Source organism: Mycobacterium sp. pW045 (assembly GCF_041287085.1).
Taxonomy (GTDB): Bacteria; Actinomycetota; Actinomycetes; order Mycobacteriales; family Mycobacteriaceae; genus Mycobacterium; species Mycobacterium algericum_A.
Map to the genome: position 1 here is coordinate 257,432 of NZ_JBGGKU010000001.1, position 20,611 is coordinate 278,042.

General features: G+C 68.4%; 17 protein-coding genes. 8 read left to right on the forward strand and 9 right to left on the reverse strand.

What is annotated here, in order from left to right; genetic code table 11:
* Positions 1-78: 78 nt before the first annotated feature.
* Positions 79-1,470 carry an FAD-binding oxidoreductase gene (locus tag ACAG20_RS01240; RefSeq protein ID WP_112687586.1) on the reverse strand — a complete coding sequence of 464 codons (1,392 nt, stop codon included), beginning with the start codon at positions 1,468-1,470 and terminating at the stop codon, positions 79-81.
* A gap of 9 nt (positions 1,471-1,479) precedes the next feature.
* Positions 1,480-3,819 (reverse strand): Tex family protein, encoded by a 2,340-nt coding sequence (locus ACAG20_RS01245; RefSeq protein WP_370491234.1) that lies wholly within the window; start codon positions 3,817-3,819, stop codon positions 1,480-1,482.
* 172 nt (positions 3,820-3,991) lie between these two features.
* Here ACAG20_RS01245 and ACAG20_RS01250 point away from each other — a divergent pair, with 172 nt between their 5' ends.
* Positions 3,992-5,380, forward strand: a complete 1,389-nt coding sequence (locus ACAG20_RS01250) for a DUF222 domain-containing protein (RefSeq protein WP_370491235.1) — start codon at positions 3,992-3,994, stop codon at positions 5,378-5,380.
* Between the two features lie 34 nt (positions 5,381-5,414).
* Positions 5,415-6,125, forward strand: a complete 711-nt coding sequence (locus ACAG20_RS01255; RefSeq protein WP_370491236.1) for an ankryin — start codon at positions 5,415-5,417, stop codon at positions 6,123-6,125.
* Here the strand turns inward: ACAG20_RS01255 and ACAG20_RS01260 are convergent.
* The 3 genes from ACAG20_RS01260 to ACAG20_RS01270 are packed head-to-tail and all read right to left on the reverse strand — an operon-like array spanning position 6,116 to position 10,065.
* Entirely contained in the window at positions 6,116-7,690 is a 1,575-nt protein-coding gene (locus ACAG20_RS01260) for an AMP-binding protein (protein ID WP_370491237.1), read from the reverse strand. The genes ACAG20_RS01255 and ACAG20_RS01260 overlap by 10 nt on opposite strands.
* Positions 7,683-9,209 (reverse strand): acyl-CoA synthetase, encoded by a 1,527-nt coding sequence (locus ACAG20_RS01265; RefSeq protein WP_370491238.1) that lies wholly within the window; start codon positions 9,207-9,209, stop codon positions 7,683-7,685. The genes ACAG20_RS01260 and ACAG20_RS01265 overlap by 8 nt, the downstream gene beginning before the upstream one ends.
* A 19-nt stretch (positions 9,210-9,228) precedes the next feature.
* Positions 9,229-10,065: an SDR family oxidoreductase gene (locus tag ACAG20_RS01270; protein ID WP_370491239.1), complete on the reverse strand. Its 837-nt coding sequence runs from the start codon at positions 10,063-10,065 to the stop codon at positions 9,229-9,231.
* A gap of 148 nt (positions 10,066-10,213) precedes the next feature.
* Here ACAG20_RS01270 and ACAG20_RS01275 point away from each other — a divergent pair, with 148 nt between their 5' ends.
* The 4 genes from ACAG20_RS01275 to ACAG20_RS01290 all read left to right on the forward strand — a co-directional run bounded on the left by ACAG20_RS01275 (position 10,214) and on the right by ACAG20_RS01290 (position 15,301).
* Positions 10,214-11,326 (forward strand): cellulase family glycosylhydrolase, encoded by a 1,113-nt coding sequence (locus ACAG20_RS01275; RefSeq protein WP_112687572.1) that lies wholly within the window; start codon positions 10,214-10,216, stop codon positions 11,324-11,326.
* Positions 11,327-11,461: 135 nt separating this feature from the next.
* On the forward strand, positions 11,462-13,279 hold the full coding sequence (locus ACAG20_RS01280) for a serine/threonine-protein kinase (RefSeq protein ID WP_370491240.1): 1,818 nt from the start codon (positions 11,462-11,464) through the stop codon (positions 13,277-13,279).
* A gap of 136 nt (positions 13,280-13,415) precedes the next feature.
* A complete protein-coding gene (locus ACAG20_RS01285) occupies positions 13,416-14,423 on the forward strand; it encodes a DUF1942 domain-containing protein (protein ID WP_370491241.1) in 1,008 nt (335 codons plus the stop codon).
* A gap of 149 nt (positions 14,424-14,572) precedes the next feature.
* Positions 14,573-15,301 (forward strand): MPT63 family protein, encoded by a 729-nt coding sequence (locus ACAG20_RS01290; protein WP_370491242.1) that lies wholly within the window; start codon positions 14,573-14,575, stop codon positions 15,299-15,301.
* 20 nt (positions 15,302-15,321) lie between these two features.
* Here ACAG20_RS01290 and ACAG20_RS01295 read toward each other — a convergent pair whose 3' ends face one another.
* Together ACAG20_RS01295 and ACAG20_RS01300 are read right to left on the reverse strand one after the other, a co-directional pair.
* Complete coding sequence (locus ACAG20_RS01295) at positions 15,322-16,410, reverse strand: dihydrodipicolinate reductase (RefSeq protein ID WP_370491243.1); 1,089 nt, start codon at positions 16,408-16,410, stop codon at positions 15,322-15,324.
* The gene (locus ACAG20_RS01300; protein ID WP_370491244.1) at positions 16,407-17,498 is read right to left on the reverse strand and encodes a Rieske 2Fe-2S domain-containing protein; all 1,092 of its coding nucleotides are present in this window, start codon (positions 17,496-17,498) and stop codon (positions 16,407-16,409) included. The genes ACAG20_RS01295 and ACAG20_RS01300 overlap by 4 nt, the downstream gene beginning before the upstream one ends.
* A gap of 109 nt (positions 17,499-17,607) precedes the next feature.
* Here ACAG20_RS01300 and ACAG20_RS01305 point away from each other — a divergent pair, with 109 nt between their 5' ends.
* Both ACAG20_RS01305 and ACAG20_RS01310 read left to right on the forward strand, forming a co-directional pair.
* A complete protein-coding gene (locus tag ACAG20_RS01305; protein WP_370491245.1) occupies positions 17,608-18,240 on the forward strand; it encodes a TetR/AcrR family transcriptional regulator in 633 nt (210 codons plus the stop codon).
* A gap of 89 nt (positions 18,241-18,329) precedes the next feature.
* Positions 18,330-19,016, forward strand: a complete 687-nt coding sequence (locus ACAG20_RS01310; RefSeq protein WP_370491246.1) for a cutinase family protein — start codon at positions 18,330-18,332, stop codon at positions 19,014-19,016.
* Positions 19,017-19,020: 4 nt separating this feature from the next.
* On the opposite strand, the gene ACAG20_RS01315 is transcribed toward ACAG20_RS01310, so the two are convergent.
* Entirely contained in the window at positions 19,021-19,737 is a 717-nt protein-coding gene (locus ACAG20_RS01315; RefSeq protein WP_112686651.1) for a DUF2652 domain-containing protein, read from the reverse strand.
* A gap of 96 nt (positions 19,738-19,833) precedes the next feature.
* On the reverse strand, positions 19,834-20,604 hold the full coding sequence (locus tag ACAG20_RS01320) for a MerR family transcriptional regulator (protein WP_370491247.1): 771 nt from the start codon (positions 20,602-20,604) through the stop codon (positions 19,834-19,836).
* Positions 20,605-20,611: the final 7 nt, after the last annotated feature.

Below are 20,611 nucleotides of genomic sequence, written 5' to 3' on the forward strand. Positions count from 1 at the left end.
CTTCGTCCCGCCGAGCCGGAATCCTCCGACGCGACACGCCGTCCGGGCGTCGCGACGTTTCCGGTCGCAGCGGTTGTCCTATAGAAGCACGCCGGGGTTGAGGATCCCGGCGGGGTCGAAGGCGTCCTTGATCCGGCGCATCAGCGCGATCTTGACCGGGTCCTCTAACTCCAGGAAGTGTTGCGTCTTGGCCCGGCCGAGGCCGTGCTCGCCGGAGATCGCACCGCCCAACCCCATCGCCGCCGCGAAGATGTCGTGCAGCAGTCGGTGCCGGACCTCGTCGTCGGCGCAGAACACCGCCAGGTGCACGTTGCCGTCTCCGGCGTGCCCGCATCCGACCACGCCCGCGCCGGCCGCTTGCGCGGATTGCTGAGCCCGGGTGAAGAACTCGTGCATCACCGCACGCGGAACCACCACGTCGATGACATCGTGGGCACCGGCGGCCTTGGCCGTCCAGAACGCCTTCTCGCGCGCCTCGATCAGCGCGTGCGCCGAGTTTCCTTCCAGTACGTAGACATCGACTGCACCCAATGAGCCCAGCAGTTCGCCCAACATCGCCACGTCGTCGTCGAGGCGGGCATGGTCGCGGTTCTCCAGCCCGATCACCAGGTGCGCTTCGGCGCTGTCACGGACCTCGTCGGGGATACCCAGGTTGAGGTGCTGTGCGTAGCTGATCGCCGCCAGGGTGAGTTTGTCGACGTATTCCAGGATCACCGGGTCCACGCCGCTGCGCACCACCGTCGGCACGGCGCGCATCACCGCGGGCAGATCGGCGAACGGCGCCAGCAATGTCGCCGAGTGGGCCAGCCGCGGGTAGAGCCGCACCGTGATCTCGGTGGCCAGCGCGCAGGTTCCCTCCGAGCCGATGATCAGCTGGGTCAGGTCGTATCCGGTGGACAGTTTGGTGATCCGGCCGCCGGTGCGGATGAGCTCGCCGGTCGGCAGCGCCGCCTGTAATCCGAGCACGTTGTGGCGGGTCACCCCGTATTTCACCGCGCGCATGCCGCCGGCGTTGGTGCCGACGTTGCCGCCGACACTGGCCGACAGCTCCCCCGGGAAGACGGTGTACATCAACCCCGTCGCGGCGGTTGCGGTGTCGAGGTCGGCCAGCGTGACCCCGGGCTGCACCACGGCGACCTGGTTGTCGGTGTCGATCTCAAGGACCGTCGCCATCTTCTCGAAGGAGATCAGCAGGCCGTCGGCGCACGGTCGCGCGCCGGCCGACAACCCGGTGCCCGACCCGCGGGCGGTCACCGGGATTCTGGCGTCGGTCGCGGCGGCCAGCAGCGCTGCGACCTGTTCGGCGGTCTGTGGGCGGGCGACGTAGCGCGGTGTCACCGGCGCCCCGACCAGTGCCTCATCGTGGGTGTAGTCCGGGCCGATCTGCTCACCGGTGAGCAGGCCGGCCGCGCCGACGATGTCAGCGAACCGATGGGCAGCGTCGGCCTGCGCGCTGTCTAGCATGCCCATGCCGGCCCCTCACTTTCCGAATCCGGCGTCCCGCAGCGCCTGGGCCATCGACCCGCCGGCCGGGGCCGCGTCCCGGCGCCCGGCACCGTGACCGGGTCGCCGCCCCCGATTCTGCTTGCCGGTGTCGCGGCCCGCAGCCGGTTTGGCGGCCGAGCCGCGCTCCGGCTTGTCGCGCAGTCGCAGACTGAGTCCGATCCGCTGGCGGTCGACGTCGACGCTGACGACCTTGACCTTCACCACCTGGCCGGAACGGACCACCTCGTGCGGGTCGGAGACGAAACGGTCCGCCATCGCCGAGACGTGCACCAGGCCGTCCTGGTGGACTCCGACGTCGACGAAGGCGCCGAAGGCGGCGACGTTGGTCACCACCCCTTCCAGAACCATGCCCACTTTGAGGTCGGCGACCTTCTCCACCCCCGCGGCGAACGTCGCCGTGGCGAACACCGGCCGCGGGTCACGGCCCGGCTTCTCCAACTCGGTGAGGATGTCGGTCACCGTGGGAACCCCGAAGCGGTCGTCGGCGAAATCGGCGGGCCGCAACGACCGCAGCAGTCGTTCGTCGCCGATGATCTCGGCCAGTGCGACGCCGGCGCGGTCCAGGATCCGGCGGACCACCGGGTATGCCTCCGGATGCACCCCGGAGCAGTCCAGCGGGTCGTCGCCATCGCGGATGCGCAGGAACCCGGCGCACTGCTCGAATGCCTTGGGCCCCAACCGCGGCACGTCGCGCAGCGCGGCCCGACTCCGGAACGGCCCGGCCTGTTCGCGGTGCGCCACGATGGCTTCGGCCAGTGATTCCGAGACGCCCGAAACTTTTGCCAGCAGGGGTGCCGACGCGGTGTTGAGGTCGACGCCGACGGCGTTCACGGCGTCTTCGACCACCGCGTCGAGGCTGCGCGCCAGGTTGCCCGGCGAAACGTCGTGCTGGTACTGGCCGACGCCGATGGACTTCGGTTCGATCTTGACCAGCTCGGCCAGCGGGTCCTGCAGCCGCCGCGCGATCGACACCGCCCCGCGCAGCGTGACGTCGAGGTCGGGTAGTTCGTGTGCGGCGTAGGCCGACGCCGAGTAGACCGACGCGCCGGCCTCGCTGACCATCGCCTTGACCGGCGCGGCGGCGCCGGCGGACTTGAGGTCGGCGATCAGCTCACCGGCCAGGGCGTCGGTCTCCCGCGAGGCGGTGCCGTTGCCGACGGCGATCAGCTCCACGCCGTGGCGGGCGATCAGCGCAGCCAGCATCGCCTTGGCCTCGTCCCATCGCCGTTGCGGCTGGTGCGGGAAGATTGCGCAGGTGTCGAGCACCTTGCCGGTACCGTCCACCACGGCCACCTTGACGCCGGTACGAAACCCCGGGTCCAGCCCGAGGGTGGTGCGATTGCCGGCCGGGGCGGCCAGCAGCAGGTCCTTGAGGTTGGTGGCGAACACTGCCACCGCATCGGATTCGGCGCGTTGCTTCAGCCGCATCCGGGCGTCGACGGCGGCCGAGAACGCCAGCCTGGTCTCCCACGCCCACCGCACCGTCTCGGCCAGCCAGGGCGTCGCCTGGCCGGGCGCGGCCATGTCCACCCCGAGCGACTCGGCCACCATCGCCTGGTAGGGCTGGGCGTCGCCGCCGCCAAAGGTCAGCGCCAGGGCCTGCTCCTTCTCGCCGCGCAGTACCGCCAGCACCCGGTGCGACGGCATCGTCTCCAACGCCTCACTGAACTCGAAATAGTCCCGGAATTTCTGTGCGGCAGCGCTTTTCGCAGCCTGTTCTGACCGAGGCGCGGTGCGCAGCGACCCGCAGGACCAGAACTTCTCCCGCACGGCCCCCACCAGTTCGGCATCCTCGGCGGCGCGCTCGACCAGGATGGCACGCGCGCCCTCCAGCGCCGCCGCGGCGTCGGCAACATCCTCGCCGGTGAATTCCCCGGCGAGCTGTTGCGGGTCCAGCATCGGGTCGGCCAGCAATCGGTCGGCCAGCGGTTCCAGACCGGCCTCGCGGGCGAGCTGCGCCTTGGTGCGGCGCTTCGGCTTGTACGGCAGGTAGATGTCCTCGACCCGCGCCTTGGTGTCAGCGGCCAGCAGCGCGGTGCTGAGCTCATCGGTGAGCTTGCCCTGCTCCTCGATCGAGGCCAGCACGGCGGCCCGGCGGTCGTCGAGTTCACGCAGGTAACGCAGTCGCTCCTCAAGGGTTCGGAGCTGCCCGTCATCCAGGCTGCCGGTGACCTCCTTGCGGTAGCGGGCGATGAACGGCACCGTCGCCCCCTCGTCGAGCAACGCGACAGCCGCGGCGACCTGTCGTTCTGCCACCGCCAATTCCTCGGCGAGGCGGGCGTTTACCGGTTTGAGGGCGAGGTTCGCGGTCACGCCGACGGACCCTACCGAACGCCGCTGACGAGTCGCGGACACGGCGCACTGTGCCACGCCACCGACCGCGTTGCGGCCGGGCGGTTCCGACACTTTGTCCACAGTCGGCCGGGCTATCCACAACTCGCCACACGACCGGAGAAATCGCACATCTGTTCGATACGTTGGAGGCATGTCCGATCCCGATCAGATCCTGCCGCCCGCGGCGGCGGCCCGCGCGGCGATCCGCGCGGACCTGGCGCTGATCGACGAGGTGCAGGCACGGTTGCGGGCCACCGACACCGACATCGTGGGCAATGCGTTTCGCGTCGAGATCGCCGAACGCCTCGAAACGCAGCACCGCCTCAATCGCGGTCTTTCCTACCGCATGTTCGGTGAGATCGCCGACCCTGCCGACGGACCCGACGACCCCCGGATGCCCGCCGACACCAAGGTCAGCGACCTGCTGTGGTCCCGATTGCGCATCACCCGTGCCGAGATCCGGCGCCGGTTCTGCCTCGCCGCGCGAATCCGGCCGCGACGCAACCTGACCGGTCCCCCGGTACCGGCCGAACTCGCCGAAGTCGGCGCTGCCGTGGCAGCCGGGCGGATCGGCGACGACCACATCACCGCGATCACCCGCGCCCTCGATGAACTGCCCGCCAAGGTCGCCTCCGCCGACCGGGAGAGGGCCGAGCGCACCCTGGTCCGCCACGCCGGCGAGCAAGACGCCAAGTTCGTCACCGCCGTCGGCCACCGCATCGCCGCCAACGTCAATCCCGATGGGAACTTCTCCGACGAGGATCGGGCACGGCGCCGCAACCTCGTGCTGGGCCGCCAAGGCCCCGACGGCATGAGTCGGCTCACCGGCTGCATCGACCCCGAAATACGGGCCTACCTCGAGCCCATCATCGCCGCGGTCCGCCCCGGCCATCGCCAACCCGAGGCCCCCGAACAACGCGACGTTCGGACGTCCGGGCAGCGCGCTCACGACGCCCTCAAACTTGCGCTGCGCCACGCCACCGAATCCGGCGCCATGGGCACCCACCGCGGCGTTCCGGTCACCGTGATCGTCACCACCACACTCGCCGAACTCGACCAAGCCATCCATGCCACGACCAACCCCGACATCCCCATGCCCGCCCCCGGCCGCACCGGCGGCGGCAGCCGCTTACCCATGCGCGACCTGATCCGCATGGCCGCGAACTCCATCCACTACCTCGCCGTCTTCGAGGACCACTCCAACCGGCCCCTCTACCTCGGCCGCAGCAAACGCATCGCCACCATGGATCACCGCATCATCTGCCATGCCCGCGACCGCGGCTGCACTCGGCCGAACTGCCCCGAACCCGGCTACCACTGCGAAGTCCACCACGCCAACCCCTGGGCACACGGCGGCCAAACCAACCCTGACGAACTGTTCTTCTGCTGCGGCTTCGACCACGGCGCCGCCACCCGCGGCGACCTCCGCACCACCGTCACCAACCAAGGCCGACTGGGCTGGACCGACGGCACCGGCCCGCCCCGAATCAACCACCTGCACCATCCCGAGGAACTCCTCGACACCGACGAGTACCCGTAATGCGGCGCGGTCGCGCTCGCGAGATGATGACCCGGTGACGACCTACGCCGAGATCCGAAACAACGCGCCGCTGTGGCCGGGCGTGATGGACCGCTCACTGCTGGGCAACCGGCAGGCGCAGGCCGCGTTGTATCTGGCCGACGCCGCCAAGCGAGGTAAGTGGCGCAAGGTGGTTCGCGAACTCGACCGCGGTGACCACGTGGTCGACGTCAAGGCGTGGCGTCCCGGCGGCAAGACCTGGCTGACCGTACTGCATCAGGCCGGCTGGCACGGGGCGTCCCCGGACGTCGCGTCATGGCTGATCGAGCGGGGCGCGCTGCGCAGCCAACCCGACGCCGCTGGTCGTACCGCCTACGACATCGCCGTGGAGCATCACCGGCCTGCCGAGCTGTTGGGGGTACTCGAGCCCCCGGCGGCGCCGCTGGACCGCGATCGAATCGCGGCGCTCGACACCCAGCTCACCGGAATCATCGACGATTTGATCCAGCAACTGTTCCGCGGCGTCGATCTGCGACAGATGTTCCGTTATCCCCCGGTCGGGGTGCTGCACGAGCTGCCGGGAAAGCAGCTGTGGTTCCCGGTTCCCTACCTGTGGGGTGGCTTCCGGGTAGGCCTGCAGGACGACGACGTCGAACTGTTCGGCGGCTACCGCGAGCTCGACCCGGTCGGCGACGTACACATCGCGACGGTGGGCTATCGCATCACGCCCGACGGCCCGTCGCAGGTCTACGAGGGCTACGAGTAGCCGCGGGTCTGTTGCCGCAGCTGCCCTTTGGCGATCTTGCCCCCGGAGGACCGCGGCAGTTCGTCGACGATGACGAAACGCTCGGGCAGTAGCTCTTTCGACACCCCCAAGGCCAGCAGATGCTCGACGAGCTCGGGCAATTCCAGGTTGCCGGTGCCGGCGACTTTCGCGTCTGCGAGTTCGGCGAACACGCACACCTTCTCGCCGAACACCTCGTCGGGCATCGGCACCGCGGCGGCCACCGCGATCGCCGGGTGGGTCATGACGGCGTCCTCGACCTGTGCGGCGCTGATGTTCTTGCCGCCCCGCAGGATGAAGTCCGATGTCCGGCCGGTGACGCTCAGGTAGCCGTCGGCGTCGATCTCGCAGATGTCACCCATGCGCATCCAGCCGTCCGCGGTGAACAGTTTGTCGTGATCGACACCGCCCAGATAACCGAGGCTGGTGGCCGGTCCCCGGCAGGCGGGTTGGCCACGACCGCTGTCGGTCACGTCGGTGTCGCCGTCCTCGCCCCCGAAGAGTCGGACCGCCATCTCCGGAACGATCCGTCCCCCGGTGCGCAGCCGCCGCTCCAGGGGGTCGTCGAGGGTGGTCGCGCTGAGCAGGCCGGTCTCGTTGGAACCGTAGAACTGCAGGATCGTCGCCCCGGTGAGTTCCTCGAACTCCGCGGCCGGCCGGTAGGGCAACGCCTCGCCGCCGGTGAACACCACCCGCAGCGAGCTCAGGTCGAACTCCCGACTCGCCGGATCGGCCATCATCATCGTCAATTGCGTGCTGACACAACACAACACGCTGACGCGGTGTTCGGCGATGGCAGCGCAGGTCGCCGCGGCAGTGAACCGGTCCAGCAGGATCGCCGTGGTACCGAGGTGGATCGGGGTGGTGTGGCTGGTCCAGAGCCCGAAACCGAACGGGGTCGGAATGATCGGCAGAAAGACGTCATCGCCGCTCAGCTGACCGTTGGCGACGGCCAGCTGATGGAAGTAGTGCCACCGGTTCTGGGTGTGCACGACGCACTTGGGCAGCCCGGTGGTACCGGAGGTGGAGTTGATCAAAAAGACGTCGTCGGCGCCGAGTTGCGGCCCCGGCGCCCTGATTTCGGCGGCGGCGTTCAGCGCATCGATGTGCACCGTGTCGATCTCGAGGTCGGCCGCGGCCGCCCGACGCGGCTCGTCGGTGATCAGCAGCTCGGCCCGGGCTGCGGCCAGGATTGCCGTCACCTCTCGGATCCCGGCACGCGCACCGATGCCCACCACCACCGCGCCGCACCGCTCGATAGCCACGAACAGCACATGGATGGCTGCGGAATCGCCATGCCAGACCGCGATACGGTCACCCGGCGACACTCCTGCGCCGGCTAGCCTGGCCGCCAGGGTGTCCGCCGCCGCGTCGAACTCCCGCCACGTCAGTTCCGCGCCGGGATGGTCGACGTAGGCGGCGCGACCCGGGAAACGTTGCGCGTTGCGGCGGACTGCATCCGACAGCGTGGTCTGCGACCACCACCCGGCGTCGTGATAGCGGGCCACCTCGGCTGCGGTGAACGCCGGCGAATCCCAGTCAGGCATAACGCTCCTGCAGTCGTCCCTTGACCAGCTTGCCGGTGGGTGTTCGCGGCAGGTCCGTGCTGAATTCGTAGCGGCGGGGCACCTTGTAGTGCGCCAGCCGCTCCCGCAGGAACCGATCGAGCGCTGCGGTCAACTCGTCGCGCGGGCCGGCTTCGGCGGCCGGGTGGACCACCGCCAGCACCGACTGCCCCATCTCCTCATCGGGGACACCGATAACGGCCACATCCAGCACCGCCGGGTGCAGTGCCAGCGCGTTCTCGATCTCCTGCGGGTAGATGTTGACCCCACCGGAGATGATCGTGAACGACTTACGGTCGGTGAGATACAAGTAACCCTCGGCGTCGAGGTATCCGACGTCACCGGTGGTGGTCCAGTTCGGATGGTTGCGGTGGCGGGTTTCGGCGGTGCGCTGCGGGTCGTTGTGGTACTCGAACGGCACCGCGTCGCGTTCGAAGTAGACGGTGCCAGGTTCTCCGGTCGCCACCTCCTCGCCGGTGTCGTCGCAGATGTGGGCAACGCCCAGTACCGGTTTGCCGACCGACCCGGGATGTCGCAGCCAGTCATGACTGTCGATGATGGTGGTGCCGGCGGCTTCGGTGGACGAGTAATACTCCAGCAGAATCGGCCCCCACCAGTCGATCATGGCGCGTTTGACCTCCACCGGGCAGGGCGCGGCGCCATGTACCGCGCAGCGTTGCGACGACAGGTCATGGGAGTCACGAAGGCGCCGGTCGAGCCGGAGCATCCGGACGAACATGGTCGGCACCCATTGACTGTGGGTGACCCGGTAGCGCTCGATGAACCGCAACGCGTCGGCGGCGTCGAAACGTCGCATCATCACCACGGTGGCACCGACCCGGTGCGCCATGGCCATGAACCGCAGCGGGGCCGAGTGGTAGATCGGGGCCGGCGACAGGTAGACCGAATCGGAATCCAGGCCCATCGGCGGCGCGAACAATCCCGTTATCCGGTCGCCGGGCTCGTCGACGCCACGGCGGGGCAACGGCACCTCGATCCCCTTGGGGAACCCGGTTGTCCCCGACGAGTACAGCATGTCCGCACCGCACGGTTGCGCCGGCAACGGTTGCGCCGAGGCGGCCGCCACCACCGTCTCGTAGTCGTCGAATCCGTCGACGAGGCCGAGTGCGATCCGGCGAGCGACTCGGGGTGTCCGGGCGATCACCGCACCGGCGATATCGGCATACTTCTCGGCGATCACCAACGTCTGCGCGTCACAGTCGTCGACGATGTAGGCGACTTCCCCGGCGGTCAGGTGCGCGTTGAGGAACGTGATGTAGAGCCCGGAACGCATAGCGGCCCAGTAGATCTCCAATGCGCGCGGCTGGTTGTCGGAGAGCACCGCGATATGATCGCCCGGCCGGACCCCGACGTCGTAGAGGTGGCGGGCGAACCGCAGCGAGCGGGTGTCGAGTTGGCCGTAGGTGAGGGTCTCCGCGGTGTCGGCGACGATGATCGCCGGCTTGTCCGGCGTGGCCGCCGCATGAGCACCGGGATACATCGTGACGGCCGCCTCGGTGTCAGTAGATGTAGTCTTCGCCGCTTGCCCGCACAGTGATGTCACTGATGCTGATCCCCCACGGCTGGTCGATCACTGCGACCACGGCCGCCGCGAGGTCGTCGGGGGTGATCAGCCAGTACTTCACCGAGTCGACGTCGGTCTGCTCGGCCGCCAGGGTGCCGTTGGCAAATGCGGTCATCGACTGCATGTAGTTCTCGGCACGCGAACCGACGATGCCCATGATCGCCGCGCCGTTGACCACCCCGCTGCCGAGATTGGTGCCGAGCACGCCGGTCGGTTTGACCGTGGTCACCTTGATCTTGCCCTTGGCCTCGCTGCGCAAGGAGTCCGAGAGCACGGTGACCGCGGCCTTGGTCGCGCTGTAGACCCCGGAACCGGCCACTCCGGCGTTGCCGTAGATCGAGGAGATGTTGACGACGTGGCCCCGGCCCTGGGCGATCATCTGGTCGTAGACGGCCGAGATCCCGTTCACCACGCCCTTGATATTGATGTCGATGGCGCGGTGCCACTGCTGCCAGGCTTTGTCGTGGTCGGCGAAGTAGGCCAACGGCATCACCCCGGCGTTGTTGACGATGACGTCCACCGCCCCGAAGGTCTGCACGGCGTGCTCCACGGCGGCTTTCATCTGCCCCATGTCGGTGACGTCGGCGATGTGGTGGGTGCCCGACAGCCCGGCGGCGCGGATGCCGTCGAAGACCGCGGCGAGGTTCTCGGCGCCGATGTCCACGCCGACCACACGGGCACCGCCGGCGGCGCACTTCTCGGCGATCAGTTTGCCGAACCCACCGCCGGCGCCGGTGACGACGACAACTTTGTCCTGTAGGTGCTGCGACATAGTCGGCCTCCCGGCAACGCGACTCGGACGGAGAAGTTTCGATGAGTGTAGGTGGCCGCGGATGCATCTGTGACGCGCGCCCGATTTGCCCGGCGACAGGCCGGACAGCCACCGGCCGCACCGGCGAGCCGGGCGCTATGGTCACTGCGTGAAGCGTCGAACGGCACTGGGGCTGCCGCTCCTGTTGGCGGCGGGTCCCGCCCTGAGCCGGATCCCGCGGGCCGGTGCCGACGCCGGCCGGTGGTCGATCGACCGGGCCAATCGCTGGTATCAGGCGCAGGGCTGGCCCGTCGGCTCCAACTACATCACCTCGACCGCCGTCAACCAGCTCGAGATGTTTCAGCCCGGGACCTTCGACCTGCGGCGCATCGACGCCGAGCTGGGCTGGGCCCGCTCGGCGGGGTTCAACACCGTGCGGGTGTTCCTGCACGACCAGCTCTGGGCGGCCGACCGTAAAGGCTTTCAGTACCGGCTGGCCCAGTTCGTCTCGGTCGCGGCCCGGCGCCGGATCAAGCCGATGTTCGTACTGTTCGATTCCTGCTGGGACCCGCACCCCAAGGCGGGCCAGCAGCTTGCGCCCCGGCCCGGTATCCACAACTCGCGGTGGGTGCAGAGCCCCGGCGCCGAGCGGCTCGGTGACCGCAACTACTACCGCACCCTCTATGACTACGTCACCGGCGTGATGACCCAGTTCCGCTACGACGAACGGATTCTGGCCTGGGACCTGTGGAACGAGCCGGACAATATGGCTCGGGAGTACAGCAGCGTCGAGCGCTCCGACAAACTCGAGCTCATCAGCGACCTGCTTCCCCAGGTCTTCAGTTGGGCGCGCGCGGTCGACGCTCGTCAGCCGCTGACCAGTGGCATCTGGGAGGGCTCGCGGCAGGGCAGCACGATCGTCAACACCCAACTGAACAGCTCCGACATCATCACGTTCCACTCCTATGACAAGCCGGCGGCGTTCAGTGAGCGGATCGCCGAGCTCGCCCCGCTGGGCCGGCCGATGATGTGCACCGAGTATCTGGCGCGCACCAAGGGCAACACCATCGACGGCATTCTGCCGATCATGAAGCGCCACAATGTGGGCGCCTACAACTGGGGTTTCGTCGCCGGGCGAACGCAGACCTACCTGCCGTGGGACTCCTGGGACAGCCCCTACGCCGCGGAGCCGCAGGTCTGGTTCCACGATCTGGTGCAGCCCACCGGGCGCGCCTACCGCAACCTGGAGATCCTGACGATCAGCAACCTGACCAGCCGGTGACCCGAGACCCCGTCTCGGGGCAGGTTGGTGCGACCGGCTGATAGCCGCCAGATTCAATGGTGAAATTATTGGCAGCAATGTCATCAACCGCCGGTTCGGTGGTCGGTGTTCACGGGTCTGCTTGAGGAGTCGATGATGGTCGGGACCGCGCCGGGTTCGCGGGCTGGGTCACGTGTTGGGCGCTACCTCCTCAAACGCCTGCTGGGCCGCGGCCCCACCGGCGAGGTTTACGAAGCCGTCGACACGCAGAAGGATCGCCCCGCCGCGCTCAAACTGCTCGCACCGGTGTTGGGGCGCGACCCGGCGTTCCGGGAGTGGTTGCAGCGTGAGGCGCTGACCGTCGGGCGGGTTCAGGAACCGCACGTGGTACCGGTCCGCGATTACGGCGAACTGGACGGCGAGGTCTTCATCGACATGCCCCTGGTCCACGGCGCCGACCTTTCCGCGCTGCTGAAACGCACCGGGGTGCTGCCGCCGTCGCGCGCGGTCAATATCGTATGGCAGGCTGCCTCGGCGCTCGATGCCGCGCACGCCGCCGGCGTGATCCACCGCGGCGTCAAACCGCGGAACATCCTGCTGACCGGTGACGACTTCGTCTACCTGGTGGACTTCGGCATCGCCGGGGCGCCCGGGGCGGACGCCGGTGACGCCGACCACGCGGGCGCTCGCTGGAAGTACTCGGCGCCGGAGCTGTTCTCCGGCGGTGACTTCGGCCCGGGCGTCGATGTCTACTCGCTGGCGTGCGTGCTCTACCAGTCTTTGACCGGCTCACCGCCGTACCGGGCCGACAGCGTCAAGATGCTGGCCAATGCTCATCAGACCAAGCCCATTCCGCGGCCCAGCCATGCCGGGTCCACCATCCCGCCCACCTTTGATGCGGTGATCGCCAAGGGCATGGCCAAGGATCCCCAGGAGCGCTATGGCAGCGCCGCCGAACTGGCGACCGCGGCCTATCAAGCGCTCGGTGCGCCCGATCAGCACCGGGCGCTGCAGATCTACGAGGCCAGTCAACAATCCACCCCGCCGTTGATCGAGCAACCGAAGCCGAGCGCGCCGCCAGTGGTCCCCCCTGCGCAGCCGCCCGAACAACCGACACCCCCGGCGGCACCGACCGCGACGTCGCCGGCAGGTCCGGTGCCACCCGCCCCGCCGGTGCCGCCCGCCCCGCCGGTGTCACGGGGCGCGACCCAACCGAGCACCCCGCCGCCCACCGCGCCGGCCACACCGGAGAGCGAACCCGCGCCGGCACCGGAACCATCAGGTGCCGACGTCCGCGCCGCCGGACAGCCGAGCATTCCGCGCATCTCGACCCCCGACCATGACTGGTTCAGCTCGCCGCGACCGGTGCCCGCCTATCGCGATCCCGCTAAACGCAAGAATCTGCTGCGTCTTGCCGCGGCGCTGGCAGTGGTCGTGGGGCTGATCAGCTGGCTGACGAACCGGTCGGGTTCCGATGACTTCGCCGCCGACAGCAACCTGCCGGAGTCCGCCGCCGCCGCCAGTGAGCCCGCATCGCCGCTGTCGAACGCCGAAGCCCAGGCGCGGTTGCTCAAACTGCTGCCCGCCGGTTATCCGCAGGACGCCTGCACGTCGACCACGCCGATGGGCGGCGCCATCGCGGAGGTGACCTGCGGCCGCAACGTCGATGTGGACGGCCCGCCCTCGGCAACCTACTCGCTGTTCCCGAATGCGGGCACATTGCGGCTGAGTTTCGACAACACCGTGCAGGCCACCAACGTCGTCACCTGTCCGGGCCGGATCCAGTCGCCGGGGGCGTGGCACCGGACAGCTACACCAGACAAACCGAGCGGAATGCTGTTGTGCGGTACGCGGCAGGGCTCGCCCACGCTGGTGTGGACCAACGATGCCCCCCTGATGATGGCGGTGCTGCGCACCGAACACAGCACCCCGAGCCTGGAGCAGTTCTATTCCTGGTGGAGTTCGCATTCCTGACCGGCCGTACCGCGCCGACGCAACGAGATGTGCCGCAACTCTGAGACACAAGCAAACAACAAGGTCAAATCCGTTAAGATCCCGGTCTGGACTGCACAACCCCCGAAATCCAGTCGAACCGAGGAGTCAACCAAAAATGAAGTTGATCACTACTGCCGTCGCAGCAGCGGGAGCATTGGCCGCGGCAGGCGCCCTCAGCGTCGCAACCGCCGGCGCCGACGCCGGTGACGTCACTCCTACCACCCACCCGATCGGAAGCCAGGCCACCATCGACAACGGCGGGGTCATCCAGGGCTGGACCATCAGCGACCTGCGGCCCAGCTCCGACGCCATCCCCTACCAGCCGCGCGGCACGCTGTGGGAGGCCACCGCCACCGACGTCGCCATCCAGGGCACCGTCACCCCGGTCGTCGCCAACCTCGGCGCCCGGTCGCCCAGCGGTCAGACCTACCCCGCGCTGTTCGGTGTCGCCACCCCGCAGGGTGTGAACCCCTCGAACCTGGCGCAGGGCCAGAAGACCACCGGCAAGGTGTACTTCGACGTCACCGGCGACGCGCCCAACAGCGCGGTCTACCAGTTCGCCGGCAAGGACCAGCTGATCTGGGTCCAGGCGGCACCGGCCAGCGGCGGTTCGTCGGCCCCGGCGGCCGGCTCGCAGCGCAACCCTGCGGCCAGCAACGGTAAGCCGGCGCAGTCGGGCAGCCAGACCACCCCGGCGCCTGCCGGCAACCAGACCACCGGCAGCGAGAGCGCCCCGTCGGCCACCGGCAGCCAGGGCACGCCGCTGAACTCGGGCAGCCAGGGCACCCCGCTGCCGGCCGAGGCCGACGGCACGCCCGCGACCACGGGAAGCACCGAGGGCACCCCGGCAGCGGCGAGCGGCTCGGAGACGCCGACCTCGGCGGGCACCCCCGAGGCGTCCGCTCCGGCCAACACCCCGGCGGCGGCCGGCAGCTCCGGCACGCCGCTTCCCGCCGAGACGCCCGGCGCCTCGACCGCAGGGGCGGAAAGCCCGGCCGCGGCCGGCTCGCACGGCAGCGACGCGGGCGGCGCGACGGCTTCGGGTGGAAACCAGGGCACGCCGCTTCCGGCCCCGGGTGCGCCGGCGGCCAGCGGCACGAGCAACGTGACCGGGTCGAACTGACCGCGCCATAGGTCGTTCATCCGGCCCGGCCTCCGCTTCCGCGGGGCCGGGCCGGACTCGTTTCCGGGGCGGCCCGGTCGGCGGCCCGTTAGGATTCCGTACTTGAGTACCAATCACCGGGATGCCGCCGAACCGAGGAGTCAGACCACATGAAGTCCATCTCGACCGTCCTGGCAGCCGGAGCATTGGCCGCCGCCGGTGCATTCAGCACCGGAATCGCCGCCGCTGACGAGCCGGCCCCGGCCACTCACCCGCTCGGCACCCAGGGCACGGTGCCGGAGGGTCCCGGAGTGCACGGCTGGACGGTCACCAACCTACGGCCCAGCTCGGATGCCATCCCGTACGAACCCCGCGGCACGCTGTGGGAGGCCACCGCCACCGACGAGGCGATCCAGGGCACGGTGTTCCCGATCGTCGCCAACCTCAGTGCCCGCTCGGCCAGCGGTCAGAATTACCAGTCGCTGTTCACCGTGCCCACTCCGCAGGGCATCGTGCCGACCGGCCTGACCCAGGGCCAGAAGACCAGCGGAAAGGTCTATTTCGACGTCACCGGCGACGCGCCGAACAGCATGGTGTATCAGGCCGGCGGCGCCGACCTGATCCGGTGGATGGTTCCGGCGCCGCAACCGCAGTCCCGGCCGGCCGCGCCGCAGCCGCAGGCTCCGGCCGGAGTCGGATCGCAGTCCCCCGCAACCGGCGGTAGCCATCGGGCGCCGGCTCCGGCTCAAGGCCCGTCATCGCGCCCCGCCAATCCGGCGCCGGCTTCACCGCCCGCTGGCAGCTCCGGCACGCCGCTGCCCGAAGGCAGTTCCGGCACGCCGCTGCCCGATTCGTCGGCTACGGCGGGCGGTTCGGCGGGGACACCGGCGCGTCCCTAACGCTCGGCCGCCCTGGCCGATCAGAGTTTGAAGCGGCCGGCGAAACCCCGCAACGGTAGGTCGGCACTGGTCAACAGGCCCGGACGGGCGGCCACCACCGAACTGATCGCGTTGAGTGCGGGCAGTCCGGTCACGGTCATCCCGATCGAGGCGAAGTTGTCCGGGTCGGACAGGTCGACGCCGGGCTTCGGCAAGATCATGTGCTTGTTGTACACGCACGGATCGCCGGTGACCCGGGTGATGTAGCAGCCCTTGATCTTCCAGTTCGGTTCGGTGTACGGGGTCATCTGCCATTCCAGGTGCGTTTCGACGCGGGGCACACCGCCGACCATGCCCTGGTACTTGATGTAGTTGCCGCCCAACGAACCCTTGGGCAGGGTGTACCAGCCCAGGTCGACGTCTTTGGTGCACACTCCCAGCTCGTAGCCGAAAGTGACCTCGTCGAGCGTCAGGTCGAAGCAGTCGGCCATCATCAGCACGCTGTCTGCGAAGACGCGGGTGAACTTCTCCAACTTGGCCGGGATCTCCGGATCATCGGCCGGCTGGCCGTAGCCGACCTCGATCCAGGTTTCCTTGGAGTGATGGCATGACACGTCGACCGATTCGATGGTGGTGACGTTCTCGATCTCGGCGACGTCGGCCGCAGCGACCACGCCCAGTATCTGGTTGAGACCCGGGTTCATCCCGGTGCCGTAGAAGGTTGACCCGCCCTTTTCGCACGCCTCGGCCAGCAGTTGTGTCACCGGCTTCCCCGACGGGTGCGGGTGGTTGTGGTCCCGGTGCCAGCCGGTGATCCAGTCCGCGGTGGTGACGATGTTGATGCCCGCCTCCAGAACCTTGACGTAGAGGTCCTCGTCGGGGAACACGCCGTGGAAGGTCACCACATCCGGTTTGGCGGCGATGATCTCCTCGACGGTCCCGGTCGCTATCACCCCGTTGGGCGAGGTTCCGGCCAGCTCGCCGGCGTCCTTGCCGATCTTGTCGGGTGAATAGCAATGCACGCCAACAAGTTCGAGATCGGGGCGGGGCGCGATCCGCTTGATCATCTCGGTACCGACATTGCCGGTGGCGACCTGGAACACGCGGATCGGTGCGTCGGATGCGGTCATGTGGATGAGCCTTTCTGGGCCGTGGCTTCAGCGACCTCGGCAGCACTGCCGCCGATGCCATCGGGATAGAACTGCTTGGCCCACTGCCGGATTGCGGTGAAGCCCTCGTATTCGGCGCTGGCCAGGGCCGGCGGGTCCGAATAGCGCTGGTGCGACCAGATGTGGATGTCCTGTTCGAATTGGCGGATCACTTCCCGCCCGAACTCACCCGCACGGGCCTCGGCGCGGCCGGGATCGCCGGGTTCATGCGGCGGTCCCAGCTTCGCCTCTCCTCCGTCGAGCCTCGCTGAACCGCCGGCCGGCGAGCGGCCGATGTAGACCATGAAACGCACGTCGGAGGTGGAATCGTCGACGGGGGTGATCGCCGAGATGGTGCGGTTGTCGATCATGCCCCAACTCTTGGTCACCGCGATGCCCAGGCCGCCGTTGATGGCCTCCACCCCACTGTTGACATCTTCGATCCGCTGGCCGTCGTCACCCTCGAAGGTGATGGTGAAGTCCACGTAGGACACCGGTTCGGCGAAGTCGTGGCGGGTGAACACCGGCACGATCGGGGTGCGGTGCACGTATTTGAAGTGGGCGAAATCCACCCCGTTCTCGAGCACATACTGCGGGTGCATCTCGAGAGACTGCCGGAAAAGCCGCTGCTGCGGGTAATAGTCGGCGGCGGTGCGGTCATCGAAGCTGGCGAACACATCGGGCGGGTCGAAATACGGCTCGCGTCGGTCTACGTCATGCCAGATGTAGACCGACTCGTTGCGCTCGACGACCGGGTAGGTGCCGATCCGCCGGCCGCGGTTGGGCTTGTCCTGGTAGGGGATACAGACGTTGCGGCCCTGGGAGTTCCACTGCCAGCCGTGAAACGGGCACTGCAGCACCTCGCCGCAGACGGTGCCGCCGTAGCCCAGGTGCGCCCCGAGATGCTCGCAGTAGGCGTTCATCACGGTGAGCTGGCCGGATTCGGCACGCCAGGCGACCATCTCCTGATCGAAGTACTTCATGCTGTGCACCTCGCCGACACCGATCTCGTCGGACCAGGCGACCTGAAACCAGCCGGTCGGCTTCATCGACAGCGGCGGTTTAGCCATGCGCAGATGTCCTCTCTCCGATGCCTCGACCGAGCCGACTTCCGCAGCATAGTTCGGCCCGCACCAGAATCATAGGGGGTGCTATGGAAACGTTGCTAGGATTCCCGGGATGACGCAACCGGCGCCGCGGCGCAGCAATAAGCGGGGGCTGGCGACCCGCGAGGCGATGCTCGACGCCGCGGTGCGCTCACTGGCCACCGGCGACCCGGGCGCGGTGTCGGCGAGCCGGATCGCCAAGGAGAGCGGCGCCACCTGGGGTGCGGTGCAGTATCAGTTCGGCGACGTCGACGGCTTCTGGGCGGCGGTGCTGCACCGGACCGCCGAACGCCGGGATGCGGCGATGTCGGCATTCGCAGGTGTGAAGACGAATGCGCCGCTGCGCGATCGGGTCGCCGCGATCATCGACACGCTCTATGACGGGTTGGCGTCACAGGACTCGCGGGCGATCGAGAACCTGCGCGCCGCGCTCCCGCGCGACCACGGTGAGCTGGAACGGTTGTACCCGCGCACCGCGGCGGAGTTGTTCTCCTGGGGCAGAAGCTGGCTGCAGACCTGCCACAGTGCGTTCGCCGGCCTGGGGGTCGATCCACAGCGGGTGCGTGAGGTGGCCGCTCTCATTCCGGGTGCGATGCGCGGGTTGGTCTCCGAGCGCCAGCTGGGCTCGTACGCCGATCTCGAGGAGGCCCGCCGCGGACTGACCAACGCGCTGGCGGCGTATCTCGAAGAGTCGCGGGGCAGCTGAGGCGGCGCGACGCCACCGCTGGACCAGGTACGTCGACCGAGCCCGAGCCGGTGGCGACAGTGGGTCGGCGGACCACTACTATCCACTTCGTGAGCGATTCCTCGGCCCGCCGATTGCGACTCACAAGTCGGGTCACTGTGCTGGCGGCAGCGCTGCTGACCGCCCCCGTCGTGATCCCCGCCGGGGCGCCCGGCGCGGTTGCCCCGGCCAGCGCGGCCTGCCCCGACGTCGAAGTGGTGTTCGCCCGTGGGCGTTTGGAATCGCCCGGGGCCGGCGCGGTCGGCAACGCGTTCGTCAGCGCGCTGCGCGCCAAGACCTCCAAGAACGTCAGTCTGTATGCGGTGAACTACCCCGCTGACAATCAGATCGACCAGGGCGCCAACGACATGAGCGCCCGCATCCAGAACACGATCAACGGGTGCCCGAATACCCGCATCGTGCCGGGGGGCTACTCACTGGGCGCCGCAGTCACCGACGTGGTGCTCGCCGTCCCCTTCTCGGCGTTCGGCTTCACCAATCCCCTGCCTCCGGGTGCCGACGAGCACATCGCGGCGGTCGCACTGTTCGGCAACGGCAGTCAATGGGTCGGTCCCATCACGAACTTCAGCCCGATCTACAACGATCGGACCATCGAGCAGTGTCATGGCGCCGACCCGATCTGCAACCCCGCCGACCCGAATACCTGGCAGGAGAATTGGCCGCAGCACCTGGCCAGCGCCTATATCTCATCAGGGATGGTCAACGAGGCCGCGGGCTTCGTCGCCGGAAAGCTGTAGCCGGTCAGCCCGCCGAGAGTTCGGGGGCGCCACGATCCAGACTGCGGAATCCCTCGCAGGGTTCCTTGGCCCCGATCAGGAATGGCAACCGGTTCCACCGCAGCTTCAGCCGGTTGCCCAGTCCCAGGGCGGTCGACGGTTGCACCGCCGATCGGACCAGACACATGTAGTACGTCGACTTCTGCCCCAGACCCTCGAACTCGTGGACCAGCGCCGTGCAGTCTCGGCGAATCGGTTCGTCGAGGCACTGCGCGACGGCGTCGGTCATCAGCACGTATTCCCGTATCGGCACTTGGTTTTTCAGCATCCGATGCACCAGGATGACATCGACGCCGGCCAACTCGGTGCGCCGCTTGACCTTGTGCTCGGCCACTTCGCCCTGATGCGCGACGAACTTCAACGACAAATTCGTCAGCTGCTCGCAGCTCTCACAGCGGCATTCGCGGGCGTTGTCAAGGCGTGCCTGCCGATCGAGGAACGCCCGATGCATCCGGGCCAGCCGTTCACCGATCAGAAGTCGGGCATCTCCGTCGGGTGCCCAGAAGAACGCCGCGTCGCCCTCCAACTTCGCCAGCTTCATGCCCTTGGCGGCGTCGATGACCGACTCCAGCAGGGTGGCCACCGCCGTCTGTGCACACAGCAGGTTGCCCCGGTTCCAGTTCATGTAGGCGGTGTATCCGCCGATGTCGGCGATGACGAGCACCGCGCGCCGGATGGCCATGGACTCAACATTCTAGTCCGGGCGGTCCGCTATAGCCAGGCTCGACCGGATGGCGCTACCGGGCGGGACCGCGGCCCGCGGCGCTACGCCGCAAGGTCAGCCGTTGTCCGCCGCGGGCGTGGCGCGCTCGTCGCTTTCCTGCCGGTATCGCCGCAACTCGGTGCGTACCGCCGCGTCGAACGCCCGGTCCAGGCTGGCGTGCGCTGCTCGTCGTGCCACCCGGCGCATGGCATCCACCAAGTCGGCGGCCCACGCGAGTTCGTCGTCGTTGGCGGGTAACCATCCAGCCCCTCGCTGGCGCACCACCTCCGAATGTCCGCTGCGGGCCAGCACGCCGGCCGCTTCGTCCAGTTTCTGGTCGACTTCGCCGACCGCGTTCAGCAGTGCCGGCAATGGCATACCGCGCGCGATCAGCGCGGCCAGGTCATCGACGAGGCGCAGATCGATCACCCGGTAGTTGTTCTCGGTGTCGCTGGGCTCGATCACTCCGTCTTCGACGAGCCGACGCAGCATCGGGGCGTCCAGGCTGCCCAGCCGCATCTCCAGCTGTTCACGGGACATGGTTTGCGACACCGGGTTCGACCACGGCGCGGTCACCAACTCGCCCAGATCGGCCAGATCCAGCACCGCGACCAGATCCTCGCCGCGTTGCAGACCGGTGAGGAACTTCAGGATGTGCTTGACCGTGAAGCCCTCGCCGAGCAAGCGAATGATCGCCTTCAGCTGCTTGAGGTGCCGGTCGGTGTAGATCGCGACCCGGCCCCGGCGCTGCGGTCGGGGCAGCAGACCGTTCTCCTGATAGACCCGAACGTTGCGGGTGGTCGTTCCCGCCTCCCGTGCGAGGTCGTCGATCCGGTACTCGGCCACCAGTGCA